This is a genomic window from Pseudarthrobacter sp. NIBRBAC000502772 (assembly GCF_006517235.1).
GTDB lineage: Bacteria > Actinomycetota > Actinomycetes > Actinomycetales > Micrococcaceae > Arthrobacter.
Window position 1 is genome coordinate 1,956,523 of record NZ_CP041188.1, and the last position, 19,218, is coordinate 1,975,740.

Here is a 19,218-nt window from a genome sequence, read left to right on the forward strand (position 1 = left end):
CATGTACACCTCCATCAAGGACCAACTGCAGGCTGAGCTGGACGACATCCGCGCCGCCGGGCTCTTCAAAACCGAACGCAGCATCAACTCCCCGCAGTCCAGCCACATCACGGCAGGGCAGATCGGCCAGCCCGGCGCCACCGTCCTGAACTTCTGCGCCAACAACTACCTGGGCCTCGCGGACCACCCGGACATCATCGCCGCGGCCAAAGAGGCCATGGACTCACGGGGCTTCGGCATGGCCAGCGTCCGCTTCATCTGCGGCACCCAGGACCTGCACCTGGAACTGGAAGCCAGGGTCTCCAGGTTCCTCGGCACGGAGGACACCATCCTGTTCTCCAGCTGCTTTGATGCCAACGGCGGCGTCTTCGAATCCCTCTTCGGCCCCGAGGACGCCATCATCTCCGATGCCCTCAACCACGCCTCCATCATCGACGGCATCCGGCTCTGCAAGGCCCAGCGGTTCCGCTACGCCAACCAGGACATGGCGGAGCTCGAGGCCAAGCTCGTCGAAGCGAAGGATGCGCGGCGCAAGATCATCGTCACCGACGGCGTGTTCTCCATGGACGGCTACCTGGCACCGCTGGCGGCCATCTGCGACCTCGCCGAGAAGCACGACGCCCTGGTGATGGTGGACGATTCCCACGCCGTCGGCTTTATGGGTGCCACCGGTGCCGGAACCCCCGAGCACGCAGGCGTGTCCCAGCGCGTGGACATCTACACCGGAACGTTCGGCAAGGCCCTGGGCGGCGCGTCCGGCGGCTATGTGTCCGGGCGCCGTGAAGTGGTGGCCATGCTCCGCCAGAAAGCGCGCCCGTACCTGTTCTCCAATTCCCTGGCCCCCGCGATCGTCGCCGCCACCATCAGGGCCCTTGACCTGGTGGAGAATTCCGGTGACCTGCGCACCCGGCTGTTCGAGAATGCCAGCCTGTTCCGCCGCCGGATGACGGAGGAGGGCTTTGAACTCCTGGACGGCGAACACGCGATTGTCCCCGTGATGTTCGGGGATGCCGTCATGGCTGCCAAGGTGGCGGACCAGATGCTCCAGCACGGCGTCTTCGTCACCGCCTTCAGCTTCCCGGTGGTCCCGCGCGGCGCCGCCCGGATCCGCGTGCAGCTGTCAGCATCGCACTCAGCGGACGACGTCGAAGCGTGCGTGGGTGCGTTCGTCGCCAGCCGTGCGGCGGTGGCAGGCTAGCCCGGCTGGGTTAACCCAGCCGGGCTAAAACCTGACAGAGCAGGACCGGCGCGGCCGCAGGGCAACTCTGCAAGGATGGAGCCATGGCAGCACACTACGACGTCCTGATTGTGGGAGGCGGCATCGCCGGCCTGTCCCTGGCGTCCGCGCTCGCGGGCAGCTGCAGCGTGGCGCTGGTCGAGGCGGAGCAGGAGCTGGGGTACCACACGTCCTCCCGCTCTGCCCGCCAGCTCATTCCGAGCTACGGCCCGGACGCGGTCAGGGAGCTCACGGTCCGGACCCTGGAACTGATCGCGGCCCGGGACACCCAACTGCCCGAACCTGTCCTGACACCGCGGAGCTTTATGCTCATTGGCACCGAGGAATCCGTCCGCGCCGAAGCCAGCGGCCACATGAATGCCATCACGCATGAACGGGCACTGGAGCTGTGCCCTGCGTTGGTTCCCGGGGCTTTCTCCGCAGCAGGCCTGGACACCGGATCCTTTGGCTGCAACGCCCCGTTGCTGCTGGCCGACCATCGGCGGCGGGCGGTGGCCGCCGGGGCCGACATCATCACCGGGGCCCGTGTGCATTCCGCGCAGCGGCTGGGCTCGGGCTGGGAGATCGGCGCCGGGCAGGAAGCTTTCGAAGCCGGTGTGCTGGTCAATGCGGCCGGCGCCTGGGCTGATGAAATCGCCGTGATCAGCGGTGTGGAGAAGCTCGGGCTGCAGCCGTACCGGCGCACTGCGGCGATTGTCGACGTCGAACATCCCCTTCCCGAACAGAGCCCCATGGTGGCCGCAGCAGACCACACCTTCTATTTCCGCCGGGAGGGCACCGAGGTGCTGATCTCGCCGTCGGAAACGGTACCCAGCGGACCCGAGGACGCCCGGCCGCGGCCCGGCGATGTGGAGCGGCTGATCGTGAAGCTGAACGAGCTGACTACGTTGGGAATCCGTGGAGTCCGAACCGCGTGGACGGGGCTCCGGACCGAGGCAGCCGACGGCGTCCCGGTAGCCGGTTTCGATGCCGAGGCACCCGGGTTCTACTGGCTGGCCGGTCAGGGAGGCTACGGTTTCCAGACGTCATCGGCCATGGCTGAGCTCGCCGCCGCGCAGATCCTGGCCGGACAGGGCACCGGGCACCGGGCCGCCGCTCCGGCCCACGATCCGGCATCCCGGACAGTGGAGGCGCTGGCCGCCACACGCTGGTCCGTCCGGCGCTGAACAATGGAACCCATGAGCACCCTGATCACCAACATCGCCGAGCTGATGACCCAGGACCTGGAACACCGCGTCCTGAAGAATGCCGCCGTGGTGATCGAGGGCGAACGGATCGCCTGGGTCGGTTCCGCCGCGGATGCGCCGGCGGCCGACGACGCCGTGGACGCCGGCGGCCGGGCCGTATTGCCGGGCTGGGTGGATTCGCACACGCACCTGGTCTTCGCCGGCGACCGCACGGCGGAGTTCGAGGCGCGGATGGCAGGGGAGTCGTATTCGGCCGGGGGCATCGCCGTCACCATGGACGCCACCCGGCGCGCGTCCGATTTCGACCTCACCCGGCTGGCGATGGCACGTGTGTCCGAGGCCGTGTCGCAGGGCACCACCTACCTCGAAACCAAGACGGGCTACGGGCTGGATATTGAGCACGAGGCCCGGAGTGCCCGGATCGCCTCGACTGTCGTGGACGAGGTCACCTACCTGGGTGCCCACCTTGTCCCCGCGGGCACCGATGCGGAGGCCTACACCGATCTCGTCTGCGGGCCCATGCTTGACGCCGTCCGGCCGTACGTCCGGTGGGCGGACGTCTTCTGCGAGGAAGGCGCCTTCACGGCGGAGCAGTCCCGCCGTGTGCTGGAGGCGTGCCGGGCCGTCGGACTGGGGATCCGCGTCCACGGGAACCAGCTCGGCGAGGGTCCCGGCGTGCAGCTGGCGGTGGAACTCGGGGCAGCCAGCGTGGACCACGTGAACTACCTGTCGGCCCGTGATGTGGCGGTCCTGGCGGAAAGCTGGTCGGGCTGGAACCCGGGAACCGGCACTGGTGCCCGCGGCACCGTGGCAACGTGCCTCCCCGCGTGCGATCTCTCCACCCGGCAGCCGCTGGCCCCGGGGCGTGAACTGTTGGACGCAGGCGTGCAGGTGGCGCTGGCTTCCAATTGCAATCCGGGTACCTCCTACACCAGTTCCATGGCGTTCAACGTGGCGACGGCCGTGCTGCAGATGCGCCTGAGCGTCCATGAAGCGGTGCGCGCCGCAACGTATGGCGGCGCGCTGGCGCTACACCGGGAGGCAGGGCACGACGCCGACGGCGAACGGGCGGTGGGTTCGCTCGCCGTCGGGCATCGTGCGGACCTGCACATGCTGAACGCCCCCTCAGCAACGCATCTCGCTTACCGCCCGGGCATGCCGCTCACGTACGCCGTGTGGCGGGCCGGTGTACGGGCACGCTAAGTACAGACGCACTTAGTGATTGCGAGGTGATCATTTGTGCCTGTTATGATCAGATAACGTCATATATTGGTGACTGTTTGATCGCTGAGAGGCCCCCATGACCCGCACCGACCGCCTGACGGCCATCCTGGACATTCTCGCCAAGACCGGCCAGGTGGAGGTCGAGGAGATTGTCTCCCAGCTTGCGGTCTCGCCGGCCACGGCGCGGCGGGACCTGGACAGCCTGGCCAAGCGTCGGCTGCTGACCCGGACCCGGGGCGGGGCCACCACCGGCGCCCTGGCCTACGACCTCCCCGGGCGGTACAACCGTGACGACCACGCCGAAGCCAAGGAGCAGATCGCCCAGGCCGCCTCGGCGCTGATTTATCCTGGCGCGGTGATCGGTCTCTGCGGCGGCACCACCAGCACGGCCCTGGCTCAGATCCTGGCCACGCGCGAGGACCTCAACGCTCCCGGCCACCAGTCCACCCTGACGGTGGTCACCAACGCCATCAACATCGCTGCGCAGTTGGCTGTCCGCCCCAACATCAAAGTCATGGTGACCGGCGGCATCCTGAACCCCCGTTCGTATGAACTGGTGGGCCCGTACACCGACATCATCATGCAGAAGGTGGTCATGGACATCGCCTTCATCGGCGTGAATGGCATCGACCCCGAGGTCGGTCCCACCAATACGGGGGAGGGCGAAGCGTCAGTGAATGCCCTGCTGGCCAGCCGGGCCCGGATCTCGTACGTGCTGGCCGACTCCTCCAAGGTGGGCGTCAGAGCCTTCGCCACCATGGACGGTTACGCGTTCACCCGCCTGATCACGGACTCCGGGATCTCCGCCGAGGATAAGGCAGCGTTCGAAGCCAATGGCACCGAAGTGATCGTGGCCCCACACTAGGCGAGCAGCAACAACCCCTAGAAGATCACCGGCGGCGCATTCAGGACGGTCTCGTCCACCCGGCGGTCCACCCATTGGCTGAACGGAATGTCGAGTTCGTACTTGCCCAGGTCGGTGCGCAGGAGGGTCCGCACCGCGGCATTGTCCGGGTTGTTGAGCGATTCGAAATACTCCACCGACCAGTGGAACCAGCGCATGCAGAACAGGCGCATGGTGAGCCCGTGGGTCACCAGCATGGTGTTGGGGGCGTAGTCCGGTTTGGACCAGTGCCGGTACAGCGTCTCCATAAAGGATGAGATCCGGTCGTAGACGTCCGAGCCGGATTCGCCTTCCCTGAACCGGTAGAAGAAATGGCCGTAGGCGTTGCGGAGTTCCTTCTGGTCCTCGATGTCGCCGGTGATCTGGAAGTTGGCCCAGTCCTGCTCACGGAGGCGCGGCTCTTCGATCACCCGCTCCGTGAGATTGCCGAGGTTGAGTGCCTCCAGGGTCTGGTGAGCCCGCAGGTACGGGGAGACGTAGACGCAAACCTGCCGGCCGTCCAGCTCGCGGCGGATCCGTTCGCCGGCCGCCGTGGCCTGCGCCAGGCCCAGGGGTGTCAACGGAATCCGGTAGTCCGGGACCCTGTTGTAGATGGACGTATCGACATTGGCCGCGGACTGGCCGTGCCGGATCATGAAGATTTTCCCTGGCGCGCTCATAAGCCCCAAGCATAGGTGCCGCCCGAAGGACGCTCCCTCACTTTTGGTGCGTTTTCGGAGGACGCTCTCTCGCTTTGGTCAGCCCCGGCGAGCTGGCCACCCCCGAATCAGCGAAGAACCAGAAACTACAGGCAAGATGGAACCATGTTGGTTCCCTCCCGCCGTCGGCTGCGGATTGAAGTCTGGATTGTGCTGGGTCTGTCCCTGGGGCAGTCCGCCGTCTACTCGGTGGTGCAGCTGCTGGACAAGATGACGCGTGCACCGCTGGCCGAGGGTACGGCCACGCTGAACCGGTCACAGAGCCCCCGCGAATACTTCGACCTCACCTACCAGCTGCTGGACATCATTTTCGCCCTTGTGCCCGTGCTGCTGGTCATCTACTTCCTCACGGACCAGCGGCAATCCGGCGCCGGAGTGAGCCCCCAAGGCTGGTCCGCCTTCCGGAAGCTGGGGTTCAACTTCGCCCGGCCGGGCCGTGACCTGCTGCAGGGCTTTGGCCTCGCGGCGCTGATCGGGATCCCGTCGCTGGGCCTCTACGCAGCGGGACGTGCCCTGGGGATCACCACCGCCATCATCCCCAGCGCGCTCGACTCGTATTGGTGGACGGTTCCCGTCCTGATCCTGTCAGCGCTGCGGCACGCCGTCGTGGAAGAAGTCATTGTGGTGGGCTACCTCCTGGACCGCTTCGGCAAGTTCGGCTGGAGCATGCCCCTGGCCATCTTCACCAGCTCGATGCTCCGCGGCAGCTACCACCTTTATCAAGGCTTCGGGCCGTTCATCGGCAACGCAGTGATGGGCGTGGTCTTCGCCTGGCTCTACACAAAGACCAAGCGGGTGATGCCGCTGGTTGTCGCACACGCGCTGCTGGACATCGTTGCCTTCGTTGGCTTCAGCCTCTTTGGCAGGGCTGTGGGCCTGGGGTAAGGCGGCCGTGGTTCCCGTGCCGCACAGGTGAACTGAACCGGGTCCGGCCTTAAAGGATTCGGCCACCATCGGTGGGTGGCATCATTGGCACCCGCTGATGGCGGCCGAAGCTATTGAACGTGCAATCAGATGGTGACTGCTCCGGTAGCGGTTTCGAAGGTTACGGACAGGATGCCCGGGGTTCCATGCGGAGCCACCCAGTCAACGGCCACATCCTCCAGCGGCTTCTCGACAGGTTCGCCCAGCCATTCCGTCACGCGTTCGGCGGAACCGGCTATGGTCAGGCAGCTCATCTTGACGTTGCTCTCATAGGCGTTGGACGGGTGCAGGGCGGGGTCACCCTCCCACTTGAGCATGTACGGGACCTGGGGGTCCGCGATCAGGCCCAGGATGCCGATCTGCTTCCAGACCAGCTCGCGGCCGTCCGGGAACTTGCGGTTGCCGTTGACGGCGGCGCGGCCCAGGCGGTTTTCGAACGGAGCGAGGTCGTCCACTTCGACGCACCAGCCCATCCAGCCGCCGCCGGCCTCGGACCGGGCCCGGACAGCCTGCCCGAAGGGAGCCTTGTCCGATGCCGGGTGGTTCAGGACCTCCACGACTTCCAGGTATTTATGGCCCGCGAGGGGAATAATCATGTTCCGGGTTCCAAACCGGGGGTGCACTCCACCCTTCACGGCTTCAACGCCGAGGGCGGACGAAATACGTTCGGTGGTGGCAACGAGGCCATCTTGTTCACAGGCGTAAGAGACGTGATCCATGCGCATGCCATCATCTTGGCACTTTGTGATCCGGCTCTCAGCTAAGGGTAGCCTTACCGGAATCCTGATGCGTCACGAGTGGACATTCCGCCGGGAAGCAGGAGAATAAACGGCCCGCTGACCACGTCCATCACAATCCTGTTCGCGTCAGGCAAGGCTTCCCGCACTGAACGCAACCGAGCAGCGCCACACCACATCAAGGAGCCTTGAACGTCGAACGGATGGTCTTTAGAAACCCGCCAGATCCACGCTGGCCAGGAGCCGGACAGCGCCACCGGCGCACGGCGCTCCAACCCCATGCAGGATGCCGTGGAGCAGAGGATTGCCAGCCGGGAGGGCGGACTCGCGGGGCCGCTGCTGAGCTCGGGACAGGCCGCTGGAACCTTTGTCATCCTGAACATCTCCCCCCGCAAGGACGCGGCCGGCCAGCCGCAGTAGGCCTCCCGCGAAGTCATAACCAGTCACACGCTTAGCAATAGACCGGGGCTGTTCGTACACTCAAAGCAGGTCATGAGTGCCAGCGACAGCCCCGGCTTGCTGGCCGGCAACCCTCTTTTGCGGTGGGGTGCCCCGGGTGAGGACCTGGCCTGCCGGTCAATTGACGGTGGGCAAGCGCATAGAAAAGGTCCTTCCATGACGATTACGATTTCCCGTACTGCAGCACCCGGAAACGGGGTGGTCCGTTACGCCAGCATCGGCGGACTCGAGCTCGAAGCCGGCGGTTACCTCCCGGAAGTCACCCTCGGTTATGAAACGTGGGGAACCCTCAACGCGGACGGCTCCAACGCCGTCCTGATTGAGCACGCCCTGACCGGAAGCACGCACGTGACCCGCGGCGACAGTGACGAGCCCGGCTGGTGGGAACAGCTGGCCGGACCCGGTGCGCCGGTGGACACTGACAGGTTTTTTGTGGTCTCCATCAACATCGTGGGCGGCTGCTACGGCTCCACCGGGCCGTCCTCGGTTGCCCCGGACGGCAAGCCGTGGGGGTCCCGGTTCCCTTTGGTAACGCTGCGGGACACCACCGCGGCCGAGGCCAGGCTGGCTGACCAGCTGGGAATCCCGAGCTGGTACGCCGTGCTGGGCGGTTCCATGGGCGGCGCGCGGGCCCTGGAATGGGCGGTCACCTACCCGGAACGGGTTCAGCGGTGCGCCGTCATCTCGATCGGTGCCGCCAGCACGGCCGAACAGATCGCATTCGCCCAGGCGCAGACGCTCGCCATCCGCCAGGACAGCAATTTTAACGACGGCGACTACTACGGCGGTCCGCTGCCGGAGGACGGACTGGCCCTGGCACGGCGCATCGCGCACATCACCTACCGCTCCGCCGAGGAATTCCATGGCCGCTTCGGCCGGTCGGCCCAGCACCCCGAATCGCCGTTCCAGGCGGCAGCGCTGGGGGAGCGGGGCCGCTACCAGGTGGAAAGCTACCTGGACCACCAGGGCAAGAAGCTGGTGCGGCGCTTTGATGCCAACAGCTACATCGCCATCACCGACGCCCTGATGAGCCACGACGTCTGCCGCGGGCGGGGCTCGCTGAACGAGGCCTTGGGCCGGGCCACCGCCAGGTTCTTCGTGGCTGCGGTGAACAGTGACCGGCTGTACTTCCCGTCCCAGTCCCGTGAACTGGCTGACGCGCTCCCGGGCGACGTGGACGTGCACGTTATTGAGGCCCCGATCGGCCACGACGGCTTCCTGACCGAGATCGGCCAGCTCGGCGTTCAGCTCCGAGACACCTTCCTCATCTAAGCGACAGAGGACACTTGAGCCCCTGCCCTTAAACGCGAGAGGACACTTGAGGCCCTGGAATCAGTGCCTCAAGTGTCCTCTCGCGCTGACTAAGGGATTAGCCGTTCATGATGTCGGAGCGGCGCTTCATGTAGTCCTCCATGGCCAGCTCGCCGTTGCTGTACTGCTGGTCGAGTTCGGCCAGTTTCCGGGCACGGTATCCCTGCGGGCCCGACGGCGGCAGGGGAATGCCGGGGGCGGCAGGCTGCTGCGGTGCTTCCGCGCGCTGCTCCGGCATCCGCTGCTCCGGCACCGGCTGGCCGTTGGGTTGCGGCTGGCCGTACGGCGGGAACTGCTGATCCGCAGAAGGAATCGGCTGCATGGGCGGCAACGGCTGGCTCGGCGGCAGGGGCTCCGGGCTCATGATCTGCCGGAAGCCGCCACTCATGTAATCCTGCTGCGTGTAGCCGTCACGGGGCTGCTTGTTCTGCGGCCCCGGGTACTGATCGCTGCCCTGGTACTGCCCGCCGCCTGGAAACTGCTCGGGGTAGCGCCCGGAAAAGCTCTGCTCCTGGTTCCGTTTGTTCACGGATTTCCGGTACATCCGCATCGCCATCGGTATTACGAACGACAGAATGATGATCCAGAAAAACAAGCTGTTCACGGTGTAGCGCCTCTCATATGTGTCCTTCCAGCTTAACCCCGGAGCCCACACGGACGGCCGGGATGCCCAGGAAGGCCCCGTACCGGTCCACGGCGTCCTGCACGGCATCCTCCACAGCCGGCCCCGCGGCAGCGGACAGCCGGATATCCAGCTCACAGCGGCCGGGGAACATGGTGTGCCGCCAGCAGCCGGCCATCCGCCCGTCCAGCAGCACCACATGCATCGGATCCCCGGCGACCGGGAACGCCGGAGCGCTGCCGCCCAGGTAGTGCCGCGTTGCTGAATAGCCCATCACGTATTCGTCGTAGCACTGGATCAGGTCGATCCGGGGCCCGGCCGCGGCCGCGGCATTGCCGGGTTCCGAACCGCCCTCCGCGCGGGCGTCGAAATAATGCTCGACGCCGTCAATCACCGACGTTGCCAGCGTTTCGGGAGCAGCCGCCAGGGTCTGTTGGAGGCCGAGCCGCACGTCGGCCATGGTGAGCCCGGACCAATCGGCGCAGTCCTTGACCGTGGCCGGCCCGCGGCTGGTGAAGTAGCGCCGGACGAGCTCGCTGAGCGCTTCGGCCCGGGTGGGCGGCATGGCCGGACCGGCAGGTACACGCTCGTCAAAAAGGGCGTAGGTCTGCTTCAGGGCCCCGCCCCGACTGCGCACTGGCGACCCGCTGGTCAGGATCCCGCTGATCTCGGCGTGCATGATCAGGTAGGCCAGCCCGAAGCCGGTGGCTGCGAACCCTTCGTCCTGCAGCCGCGCAGCCAGCTGTTCGCGGGTCAGGTGTGGCCCGCCCCGGACGGCTTCGGCCAGGACCTGTCCGCTCCGGCCAGCGGCGGCGGCATCAATCCCGGACTGCCTGTACATGCCCGCGTTGCCCTGGTGAAGCCGCGGCGCGGACAAGGCCGTCAGCCAGCGAAGATCCTCGCGGTGCACAAAATGCCAGGTGGGCCGCAGGATATGGGTGCGCAGGATGCGCCCGTCGGACACCGCCTCCTCCACCTCCGGGGCTGTGGCCACCGCAGCCTCCGAAGCACCACGACGAGACGGGGCCCCGCCGGCAGGTCCAAGACTGCCGGTCCTTTGCGCCAGGCTCCAGCGGGCGTAAGGAAACTCCTGCGCCTGGACAGCCAGCAAGTGCCGGACGGCGTCCTCCGGGGCGCCCAGGCCGGGCCCCCGCAGCCGTTGGGCGTGAAGCCGCCGCCGCACCACCTCGTCCGGATCCATGGCTGTCCGGGAGAGCTGTCCCTGGCTCACGCCGGGCCGCCGCTAGTGCCGGGCGTCGGTGGTGCCCAGCGGCCCCTCGCCGGATCCCAACGGAACGCCCGGGCCGAACACGGGTCCCGGCGTCGGGCGTTTTGCGGTGATTCCGTCGCCGGAGGAGCGGTGGCGCAGCCGCCGCACCACCCACGGGACAAAGTACTCGCGGGCCCACACCAGGTCCTCGGAGCGGGCTGCCCGCCACGTGCGGGCGGGCAGGGGCTTGGGCCGGAGCGGCTCAAGCGTGTGGTCCACGTTCAGCGATTCCAGCACCATGGCGGCGATGGTGTGGTGTCCCAGCGGCGAAAAATGCAGGCGGTCCTCGTCCCACATCTGCGGATCGTTCAGCTGCTTAAGCGACCACATGTCGGCGATGATGGCGTCATGGCGGGCGGCCACGGTGCGGAGGTTCTCGTTGTAAATGGCCACCTTGCTGCGGATCCGTCCCAGAACCGAGGAACCGGTATCCGGACCGTTGAACAGCACCACCGTGGCGCCGCCCATGGCCAGGATCTGGACCACGGAATCAAGTTTTTCGGCGAGGGCGTCGGGGTCGCCGCCGGGCCTGATGAGATCGTTGCCGCCGGCGGAAAGGGTTATCAGGTCCGGCTTCAGCGCCAGGCACGGAGCAAGCTGCTGGTCCACGATCTGCTGCAGCAGCCGGCCGCGGACGGCCAGGTTGGCATAGGCGAAGTCGGCCTGGCCCCTGCCCAGTTCCTCGGCCACCCGGTCCGCCCAGCCGCGGAAGCCGCCGGGGCTTGTGGGGTCGGGGTCGCCGATGCCCTCGGTGAACGAATCCCCCATCGCCACATAGCGGCTCCAGGGGTGGGCTTCCGTGGCCCTGGGCGGGCTCTGCATGGCTTTTGCTTCATTCACGGTCCTATCCTGCCTCCTTGCTCACAAGCTACGCCACCGTAGGTAGTTACCGCTGGGTAACTGTAAGAATGGAAACCATGACTGACGCCCAAGTATTTCCCGCCCCCGTTGTTCTGTGGTCCCGGCCGGAGGACCAGCGCTCCGGAAAGCCACTGCTGGTGCTGCTCCACGGCTACGGCGCCAACGAACAGGACCTGCTGAGCCTGGCGGATTTGCTTCCCGAAGACTTTGTTGTTGCCTCACTCCGGGCGCCACTGGCCACGGGCCCCGGGTTTATGTGGTTCCCCCTGACGGCCTCCATCGAGTACACGCTCGACGCCGTCAAGGCTGGAGCCGGTTACGTACAGCACTGGATCGACACCGTCAAAGCCGACCACCCGTCGGTGACGCTGCTCGGCTTCTCCATGGGAATGGCGATGGCCACCACGCTGCTCCGGCAGCGCCCCGCTGACTACGCCGCCGTCGTCGGGCTTTCCGGTTTTGTGGTCAACGCGGACGGGGACCCCACGTTCAAGGATGGCGAGCTGGACGGTACAGTGCCGCTCTTCTGGGGCCGCGACCAGCAGGACCCCGTGATCACGCCCGACAAGATCGAGTACACCATGGGCTGGGTGCGCGGACACGTCAAGCTCACCAAGGTGCTCTACACGGGCATGTGGCACGGCATCAACCAGCAGGAAATCGGGCACGTCTCCGAGTTCCTGACGCACGAGGTGCTGAACAAATAAACGTACGACGGCGGCCGGCGGCACAGTGCCGCCGGCCGCTTACGCTGTCCTCACCGTCTGAGGCTGAGCCAGGCCTGTTAAATCAGGCTTCCGGTGCCACAACCTGCACGGTCTGCCCGTTGACGGTGACGGTGTCGCCGTTGTGCAGCTGGCGTCCGCGGCGGTCCTCGATCTCGCCGTTGACCTTAACGAGTCCGTTCTTGATCAGCTCGGCGGCTTCCACACCGTCCTCCACCAGGCTGGCGAGCTTCAGGAGCTGGCCAAGACGGATCATGCTGTCGCGGATGGGGATCTCTTGAATGTCCTGGTTGCTCATACAAGCAATAATGCCTGACGTAAGGTGAATCCAATGACCCCCACCCCACGGCTGCCGCGCTTCGCGGGGCTCCCGCTGGCCGTCGGCGCGGGACTGGCCATTCCCGTCCAGGGCCGGATCAACGGGGCCCTCGGGGTACGGCTCAACGACGGCATCGCCTCGGCCGTGGTGGGTTTCAGCACCGGACTGGTGGTGATGATCCTGATCTCCCTGATCCTGCCCAGCGGCCGCGCCGGCCTGGCCAGGATCCTGCCGGCGGTCCGGACCCGGGCTTTCCCGCCCGTGTATGTGCTTGCCGGCGGCATCGGTGCCCTATTTGTCTTCGCGCAGTCCTTCACCGTGGGCATCCTGGGCGTGGCACTGTTTACCGTGGCCGCCGTGACCGGGCAGACCCTGAGCGGGCTGCTGGTGGACCGGCTGGGCATCGGACCGGCCGGCAAGAGGGCCGTGACTCCCATGCGGATCATCGGCTGCGTGCTGACGGTCGCCGCCGTGGCGTGGGCGGTTTCGCCGCGGCTGGCTGTCTCGCCGGGCTCCCCGGGCGCTCCTGCGGACGGAGCAGGCGGACTGGAAACCTTGATTCTGCCGTTGATCCTCCCTGTCCTGGCCGGGTTCCTGATGAGCTTCCAACAGGCCATGAACGGGACCGCCACGGTCCACTACGGTTCGCCCGTCGCCGCCACGCTGGTGAACTTCGTGGCCGGCTCCGTGTTCCTGTGGATTGCCTTGGCCGTCAAGGTGGCTGTATTTGGGCCGGGCAATCCGTTGCCGGCCGAGTGGTGGTACTATCTGGGCGGGCCCATGGGCTGTGTGTTCATCGGCCTGGGTGCGCTGCTGGTCCGCAGCCTGGGAGTGCTGGTGACCGGGCTCGGCATGATCGCCGGACAGCTCCTTGGCTCCCTGGGGCTGGACCTCCTGGTGCCGGCCCCGGGAAGCATCGTGGCCCCGGCCACCGTCCTGGGCACACTGCTGACGCTGGCCGCCATCATCCTGGCCACACTGCCGTGGCCGAGGGGCGCCTTCCGGAGGCAGTGGCCGGTAGGCTAGGACACGCAGTTCTCTGCATCTCGTTCCTTCGCCCGCCCCGCCCGCACCCAGCGGTGATGCACCCACGTGCAGCGGGGCCAGATACCCGCGGACCGCACCCAGCGGCCCTGTAGAAATTGGAGTCCACCATGGCAGCAAAATCCGTACTCGACCAGGTCATTTCCCTTTCCAAGCGAAGGGGTTTTGTGTTCCAGGCCGGTGAAATCTACGGAGGCTCGCGCTCTGCCTGGGACTACGGACCCCTCGGCGCCGAACTGAAGGAAAACATCAAGCGCCAGTGGTGGCAGTCCATGGTCCGCGGCCGCGAGGACGTGGTGGGCCTGGATTCCTCCGTCATCCTGCCCCGCCAGGTATGGGAAGCCTCCGGCCACGTTGATGTCTTCTCGGACCCGCTCGTGGAGTGCCTCTCCTGCCACAAGCGCTACCGTGCCGACCACCTCGAGGAAGAGTACGAGGAAAAGAAGGGCCGCCCCGCCGAGAACGGCCTGAAGGACATTGCCTGCGTCAACTGCGGCACGCGCGGCGAATGGACCGAACCCCAGGAGTTCTCCGGCCTGCTTAAGACCTTCCTCGGCCCGGTGGCCAGCGACGAAGGCATGCACTACCTGCGCCCCGAAACGGCCCAGGGCATTTTTGTGAACTTCAGCAACGTCCTGACCACCTCCCGCAAGAAGCCGCCCTTCGGCATCGGCCAGATCGGCAAGTCCTTCCGCAACGAGATCACACCGGGCAACTTCATCTTCCGCACCCGTGAGTTCGAGCAGATGGAAATGGAGTTCTTCGTCGAGCCCGGCACGGACGAAGAGTGGCACCAGTACTGGATGAAAGAGCGCATGTCCTGGTACACCGGCCTGGGCATCCGGGAAGAGAACCTGCGCTTCTTCGAGCACCCGCTGGACAAGCTCAGCCACTACTCCAAGGGCACCACGGACATCGAATACCGCTTCGGCTTCCAGGGCTCCGAATGGGGCGAGCTCGAAGGCATCGCCAACCGCACCGACTTCGACCTCACCACGCACTCCAAGGCCTCCGGCCAGGACCTGAGCTACTTCAACCAGGCCACCAACGAGCGCTACACCCCGTACGTGATCGAGCCGGCCGCGGGCCTCACACGCTCTTTCATGGCGTTCCTGGTGGACGCGTACACCGAGGACGAGGCACCCAATGCCAAGGGCGGCGTCGACGTCCGTACCGTCCTGCGCCTTGACCCGCGCCTGGCCCCCGTCAAGGCCGCGGTGCTGCCGCTGAGCCGCAACGAGGACCTCTCGCCGAAGGCCAAGGACCTGGGCGCGCAGCTGCGTAAGAACTGGAACATCGACTTCGATGACGCCGGCGCGATCGGCCGCCGCTACCGCCGCCAGGATGAGATCGGCACCCCGTTCTGCATCACCGTGGACTTCGACACCCTCGAGGACCAGGCCGTGACCATCCGTGAACGCGACTCCATGAGCCAGGAACGCGTCTCGCTGGACAAGGTGGAAGGCTACCTGGCCGCCCGCCTGATCGGTGCCTGAGCATGGCCATCGAATACCGCGAATGGCTTGAGGGCGATGACCTGACGCTGCTGGAAGTCTGGGGCGGCCCGGAGACCGAGCAGGCCCGGCAGTTCCGCGGTGCCCTGGCCGTCTCCTCGGCCGGCACGGACGGCACCCCGTGGCGCCGCTGCATCGTGGCCGAGGACGTCATTGACGGCATTGGCATTCCGGTGGCGGCGGGCGTTGTCTACGAGGCCTCGCTGCACCCGGAGCGGCTGTGGACCTACATCGAGGTGGCGCGCGATCACCGCCGCGCCGGCATCGGTGCCACGCTCCTGACCATGCTGCGCCGTGAAGCCGAGCAGGCGCCGTCGGGCGTTACCAGGCTGCGCGCGAAAGTGCAGCCGGGCAGTCCGGGCGCCGCGTTCGCCGAGGCGTTCGGGCTCGCGCCCATCCAGCGTTCCCGGCTGGTGGTAGTGGAGCCGGGTGCCCTGAAGCTGCCCGTGTTCCCTGCGAAGAACGACGGCGGCGGGCTGGCCAACGACGAAAACGCCGGTTCCGACGTCGTGATGGACCTCGCCACCGGCTCGGTTGAGCTGACCGACGTCGTGGGGCGGTATTACACGTCGATCCACGGCTGGGATTCGCCGGGGGTGCTGTCGGTGGGGCAGGTGCAGAAGCTGTTCCTGGATGATCTCACCGGCGCCCACGGTGCGCTGGTGCTGCGCGCCGAACCGGGATCCGCCTTTGGCGCCGGGGTTTCCCCCAGCAAGAAGGGCCGGATCCGCGCCTTTGCGGTGAGCTACGCGGAGGCAGCCCAGGACCCGACGGCGGATGCGTCGGCCCAGGGCGCGAAGGCCACGGATGTGTTTGTGGGCCACGAGCCCGCGCTTGAGGCGGACGACGCCGCAGCCGCCGTCCGTGACCTGCTCTCGCTCCTCGCGTACCAGCACCCGGTCATGCTGGAACTGGACGATTCGATGACAGCGCTGCGCGCCGCCGTCGAGCCCTTGCTGGAAACCGGCAAGGCGCGCCAGGCCGGTGCCGAAACGCTGATCGTCTCGGACTGACCCCACCACCCCCAACTGGGTCGCAGCAGGTGTCGTTATGAGCCGTCATAACGACACCTGCTGCGACCTAGTTTTGCTTGGGGAGGTCACCGGCGTTTGGGCAGCCACGGGATGAAGCCGCTGGTCCCCTCAACATATTCCCGGTAACCGGGCCGTCCGGACATCGCCTTTTCCGTCAGGGGCTTCCCGGTCTTCCCGGCGAGCGTCCACACCATCAGTGCCGGGGACAGGATGGTCAGGGTGCCCGGCCAGGAGTCTGCGGCAATGAGGAAAAGCCCCGTCCAGATGGCCGCATCGCCGAAATAGTTGGGATGCCGGGTGTACCGCCACAAACCGGTATCCAGCACTGTGCCGCGGCGGGACGGATCCTTCTTGAACCGGGCCAGCTGCCAGTCGCCCACGGTCTCGAACACAAACCCCGTGACCCACAGCAGGACGCCGAGCACGGCCACCCACCCCACAGGCCCGGTGGCGAACATCCCCACCTGCAGCGTCAGGGACACAAAAAACATAACCACGCCCTGCGGCAGGTAGACACGGCGGAGCGCAAACGCGTTCCTGGATCCGGGCGGCGGGTCCAGCAGGGCCTTGTAGCGCGGGTCTTCATGCCCGTCGCGCGCCCGCCAGCCAATATGGCCGCCCAGCCGCAACCCCCAGACCGCCGTCAACAGAAGCAACAAGGCTCGGCGGGTGTCATCGCCCGATCCGGCCGACAGGAACCAGGACACCACGGCCACCGCAACGAAGCCGGGGCCCCACGCGACGTCCATCACCGAGTGCCGGCCTTGCCGGACGGCCACGCCGAACGTCAGCGCCAGGACCGCCAGGACTGCCAGTGCTGTCCAGGGTAATGACGCGGCGAATGCCGCCCAGGGAAAAGGGCTCATAGGGCCACTTCGGCGGCGGACCCGGGCACCAGTTCAGCCAGCGTGCGAGCGGCCTGGTGCGTGAATCCGGTGCGCTCGGCGAAGGCCTTCATCACAAAACCGGTGGCCAACGCGTGCCACAGCCGGCCGCGGCGCACCATAAAATGCCCGGCACCGCGCAGCGAAACATACTGCATGGAAGCTGCTGTCCCGCTGGCCCGGCGCGCAAACGCCAAGGACTGGGACGGGCTGGTCATATGGTCTCCGGCACCGTGGACAATCAGGACCTTGCGTCCGGCGAGCGGGGTGGCGGGTGTCTCCTGGCTGAGCCACGGGGCCAGCGCCACCACGGCGTCCACCTGCGGATGGTCCGCGGCGGTCACGGCGGTGAGGCCGCCCATGGAATGCCCCACCAGATACACGGGAACCCCAGGGTGCTCCGCACTGATTTGCTGGAGGGCCCATCGGGCATCCTGCAGTGCGGACCTGTCCGGCCCGTTCCAGCCACGCACGCTGTTCCGCAGGGACCACACCGCCAGCCCGTGGTCCTTCCCGGCACGGTGCAGGTGACGGGCGAACGTGACCATGCGCAGCGGGCTCAGGTGGCGTGCCTCCACGGGCTCAAAGCTGTGTGCCTTGCCCCCGTGCAGGACCAGGGCCACGCCCCGCGTTGTCCCGGGGGCCGCCAGCACAGTGAGTGCCGCCTCCCGCCTCGCAGCAGGTCCGTTGGTGTGGAATGCAGTGCTGCGGTCCGTCACGCGTGGTTCCTCCCGGTTCCTGCCATTTACCAACCCTAAGGCGCCGGACGTAGAGTTCAAGGTATGAGGTTCAACTGCTGATGGGCTCCGGTCACACCCACGTTTCAACAGATCATTCGGAGCCGACGGCCCAGGCGATTGCTGCACGCCGGAAGGCAAACCGCATCCTGGCCGCGGTGCTGGTGCCGCTGACGCTTCTGACCCTGGCGGGCATGGCCATGCTGTGGCCGTCCGGGTCCAAGGACGGCATCTCCCTCGCCAACCCCTATTCGGCGGCGCCCGGCGTCACGTTCGATACGGGCAAGGTCCAGAGTGTCGTGGAAGAAAGCTGCATGCAGGGCTCCACCGCCCCCGGCCAATCCTCGGACACCAGCGGCCAGCCCGCCCCCGCCGGTTCCGACTGCATGTTTGCCTTTACGGAACCGGACCAGGGCGGCAGCCCCGTCAAAGTGGTGGTCAACCCGGAAGTGGCACAATCCCATGGCGTGAAGCCGGGGGACCAGATCAGGTACCTGAACCTTTCCAACGCCCAGGGCGCCGCGGCGTCGCAGGGGTCCCCGGCCTACATCTTCGTTGACTTCGTCCGTACCCTCCCCATCGTGATCCTGGCGCTCCTCTATGCCCTGGTGGTCATCGCGGTGGCGCGCTGGCGCGGACTCCGGGCACTGCTGGGGCTGGTGGGCGCGTATTTCGTCCTTGCCAGCTTTATGTTGCCCGGGCTCGTGGAGGGCAAACCTCCGCTGCTGCTGGCCCTGGTGGGATCAACGGTGATCATGATCGGGGTCCTGTATTTTGCCCACGGATTCTCGGCCCGCACATCAACGGCGCTGCTGGGCACGATGTTCGGCCTGGCCATCACGGCGCTGTTGGCAGCCTGGGCCACCGACGCCGCCAACCTCGCCGGAGTGGGCAGCCATGACGCCACCACCCTGATCAATACCTCGGCCAACATCTCCATTTCCGGGGTGATCCTGTGCGGCCTCATCATCTCCGGCCTTGGTGTCCTGAACGACGTCACCATCACGCAATCGTCCGCCGTCTGGGAACTCTACGAATTGGCTCCCGGCACCAGCGCCCGCAAGCTCTTCACGTCCGCCATGCGGATCGGCCGGGACCACATCGCCTCCACGGTCTACACCATCGCGTTCGCCTACGCCGGCGCAGCCCTGCCCATCCTGATCATTGTGATGCTGTATGACCGGCCGCTGGGGGACACCCTGACCAGTGCCGAGCTGTCCGAAGAAGTCATCCGCACGCTCGTCGGCTCCATAGGCCTGGTCCTCGCCATCCCGGTGACCACCCTGATCGCCGTGCTGGTGGTCAAGGCCACCGGCGTCCGGACGGCCGGACAGTCCGCCATCGGCGTCCCGGACGAAGACCGCCGCCCCGACGGCACCTCGGGCGCCGCCGCCATCAACGCGGACGACGTCGACGATACCGGTGCGCTCGCGGCGGCCGCTTTCGAGAGGCGGTCACGGCAGTCCACGGAAGGTTCCGACGATCCCGCCACCACCCGGAGGGGACGCCGGGCAGACCGCGGCTGAA

19 protein-coding genes, 1 pseudogene and 1 riboswitch are annotated in these 19,218 nt (G+C 66.8%); of the genes and pseudogenes, 12 read left to right on the forward strand and 8 right to left on the reverse strand.

Annotation, left to right across the window (positions count from 1 at the left end):
* The first annotated feature begins 1 nt into the window (after window position 1).
* The 4 genes from NIBR502772_RS09075 to NIBR502772_RS09090 all read left to right on the forward strand — a co-directional run bounded on the left by NIBR502772_RS09075 (window position 2) and on the right by NIBR502772_RS09090 (window position 4,513).
* Window positions 2–1,198 carry a glycine C-acetyltransferase gene (locus tag NIBR502772_RS09075; protein WP_141139946.1) on the forward strand — a complete coding sequence of 399 codons (1,197 nt, stop codon included), beginning with the start codon at window positions 2–4 and terminating at the stop codon, window positions 1,196–1,198.
* Between the two features lie 83 nt (window positions 1,199–1,281).
* On the forward strand, window positions 1,282–2,403 hold the full coding sequence (locus tag NIBR502772_RS09080; RefSeq protein ID WP_141139947.1) for an FAD-binding oxidoreductase: 1,122 nt from the start codon (window positions 1,282–1,284) through the stop codon (window positions 2,401–2,403).
* A 12-nt stretch (window positions 2,404–2,415) separates the two neighbouring features.
* Window positions 2,416–3,627, forward strand: coding sequence for an imidazolonepropionase (hutI, locus tag NIBR502772_RS09085; RefSeq protein ID WP_141139948.1), 1,212 nt, complete (start codon window positions 2,416–2,418; stop codon window positions 3,625–3,627).
* A 97-nt stretch (window positions 3,628–3,724) separates the two neighbouring features.
* Window positions 3,725–4,513, forward strand: coding sequence for a DeoR/GlpR family DNA-binding transcription regulator (locus NIBR502772_RS09090; RefSeq protein ID WP_141139949.1), 789 nt, complete (start codon window positions 3,725–3,727; stop codon window positions 4,511–4,513).
* Window positions 4,514–4,530: 17 nt separating this feature from the next.
* On the opposite strand, the gene NIBR502772_RS09095 is transcribed toward NIBR502772_RS09090, so the two are convergent.
* Entirely contained in the window at window positions 4,531–5,187 is a 657-nt protein-coding gene (locus tag NIBR502772_RS09095; RefSeq protein WP_210412414.1) for a histidine phosphatase family protein, read from the reverse strand.
* A 168-nt stretch (window positions 5,188–5,355) separates the two neighbouring features.
* Between NIBR502772_RS09095 and NIBR502772_RS09100 the strand changes: the two genes are divergently transcribed.
* Window positions 5,356–6,135: a CPBP family intramembrane glutamic endopeptidase gene (locus tag NIBR502772_RS09100; protein ID WP_141139951.1), complete on the forward strand. Its 780-nt coding sequence runs from the start codon at window positions 5,356–5,358 to the stop codon at window positions 6,133–6,135.
* A gap of 125 nt (window positions 6,136–6,260) precedes the next feature.
* On the opposite strand, the gene NIBR502772_RS09105 is transcribed toward NIBR502772_RS09100, so the two are convergent.
* On the reverse strand, window positions 6,261–6,899 hold the full coding sequence (locus NIBR502772_RS09105) for a VOC family protein (protein ID WP_141139952.1): 639 nt from the start codon (window positions 6,897–6,899) through the stop codon (window positions 6,261–6,263).
* 237 nt (window positions 6,900–7,136) lie between these two features.
* On the opposite strand from NIBR502772_RS09105, the pseudogene NIBR502772_RS09110 reads away from it, so the two are divergent.
* Both NIBR502772_RS09110 and NIBR502772_RS09115 read left to right on the forward strand, forming a co-directional pair.
* Window positions 7,137–7,310: pseudogene (locus NIBR502772_RS09110) on the forward strand (O-acetylhomoserine aminocarboxypropyltransferase); the annotation flags it as partial.
* 89 nt (window positions 7,311–7,399) lie between these two features.
* Window positions 7,400–7,514: riboswitch (SAM riboswitch) on the forward strand.
* Window positions 7,515–7,526: 12 nt separating this feature from the next.
* Window positions 7,527–8,642, forward strand: a complete 1,116-nt coding sequence (locus NIBR502772_RS09115) for a homoserine O-acetyltransferase (RefSeq protein ID WP_210412415.1) — start codon at window positions 7,527–7,529, stop codon at window positions 8,640–8,642.
* Between the two features lie 97 nt (window positions 8,643–8,739).
* On the opposite strand, the gene NIBR502772_RS09120 is transcribed toward NIBR502772_RS09115, so the two are convergent.
* The 3 genes from NIBR502772_RS09120 to NIBR502772_RS09130 are packed head-to-tail and all read right to left on the reverse strand — an operon-like array spanning window position 8,740 to window position 11,395.
* Window positions 8,740–9,285 carry a hypothetical protein gene (locus tag NIBR502772_RS09120; protein WP_141139953.1) on the reverse strand — a complete coding sequence of 182 codons (546 nt, stop codon included), beginning with the start codon at window positions 9,283–9,285 and terminating at the stop codon, window positions 8,740–8,742.
* Window positions 9,286–9,298: 13 nt separating this feature from the next.
* Window positions 9,299–10,534 carry a winged helix DNA-binding domain-containing protein gene (locus tag NIBR502772_RS09125; RefSeq protein ID WP_371706827.1) on the reverse strand — a complete coding sequence of 412 codons (1,236 nt, stop codon included), beginning with the start codon at window positions 10,532–10,534 and terminating at the stop codon, window positions 9,299–9,301.
* A gap of 12 nt (window positions 10,535–10,546) precedes the next feature.
* Window positions 10,547–11,395, reverse strand: coding sequence for an SGNH/GDSL hydrolase family protein (locus NIBR502772_RS09130; protein ID WP_141142009.1), 849 nt, complete (start codon window positions 11,393–11,395; stop codon window positions 10,547–10,549).
* 95 nt (window positions 11,396–11,490) lie between these two features.
* Here NIBR502772_RS09130 and NIBR502772_RS09135 point away from each other — a divergent pair, with 95 nt between their 5' ends.
* On the forward strand, window positions 11,491–12,141 hold the full coding sequence (locus tag NIBR502772_RS09135; protein WP_141139954.1) for an alpha/beta hydrolase: 651 nt from the start codon (window positions 11,491–11,493) through the stop codon (window positions 12,139–12,141).
* A gap of 82 nt (window positions 12,142–12,223) precedes the next feature.
* Here the strand turns inward: NIBR502772_RS09135 and NIBR502772_RS09140 are convergent, their stop codons facing one another.
* Entirely contained in the window at window positions 12,224–12,457 is a 234-nt protein-coding gene (locus tag NIBR502772_RS09140) for an RNA-binding S4 domain-containing protein (protein WP_104063054.1), read from the reverse strand.
* 33 nt (window positions 12,458–12,490) lie between these two features.
* On the opposite strand from NIBR502772_RS09140, the gene NIBR502772_RS09145 reads away from it, so the two are divergent.
* From NIBR502772_RS09145 to NIBR502772_RS09155, 3 genes are all read left to right on the forward strand, one after another.
* Window positions 12,491–13,504 carry a DMT family transporter gene (locus NIBR502772_RS09145; protein WP_141139955.1) on the forward strand — a complete coding sequence of 338 codons (1,014 nt, stop codon included), beginning with the start codon at window positions 12,491–12,493 and terminating at the stop codon, window positions 13,502–13,504.
* Window positions 13,505–13,632: 128 nt separating this feature from the next.
* Window positions 13,633–15,018 carry a glycine--tRNA ligase gene (locus NIBR502772_RS09150; RefSeq protein ID WP_141139956.1) on the forward strand — a complete coding sequence of 462 codons (1,386 nt, stop codon included), beginning with the start codon at window positions 13,633–13,635 and terminating at the stop codon, window positions 15,016–15,018.
* Window positions 15,019–15,020: 2 nt separating this feature from the next.
* Window positions 15,021–16,049 (forward strand): GNAT family N-acetyltransferase, encoded by a 1,029-nt coding sequence (locus NIBR502772_RS09155; RefSeq protein WP_141139957.1) that lies wholly within the window; start codon window positions 15,021–15,023, stop codon window positions 16,047–16,049.
* An 86-nt stretch (window positions 16,050–16,135) separates the two neighbouring features.
* Here the strand turns inward: NIBR502772_RS09155 and NIBR502772_RS09160 are convergent, their stop codons facing one another.
* On the reverse strand, window positions 16,136–16,936 hold the full coding sequence (locus NIBR502772_RS09160; protein WP_141139958.1) for a DUF1295 domain-containing protein: 801 nt from the start codon (window positions 16,934–16,936) through the stop codon (window positions 16,136–16,138).
* Entirely contained in the window at window positions 16,933–17,673 is a 741-nt protein-coding gene (locus NIBR502772_RS09165; protein ID WP_141139959.1) for an alpha/beta hydrolase, read from the reverse strand. The genes NIBR502772_RS09160 and NIBR502772_RS09165 overlap by 4 nt, the downstream gene beginning before the upstream one ends.
* 80 nt (window positions 17,674–17,753) lie before the next feature.
* Here NIBR502772_RS09165 and NIBR502772_RS09170 point away from each other — a divergent pair, with 80 nt between their 5' ends.
* Window positions 17,754–19,217: a YibE/F family protein gene (locus NIBR502772_RS09170; protein WP_141139960.1), complete on the forward strand. Its 1,464-nt coding sequence runs from the start codon at window positions 17,754–17,756 to the stop codon at window positions 19,215–19,217.
* Window position 19,218 lies beyond the last annotated feature (1 nt).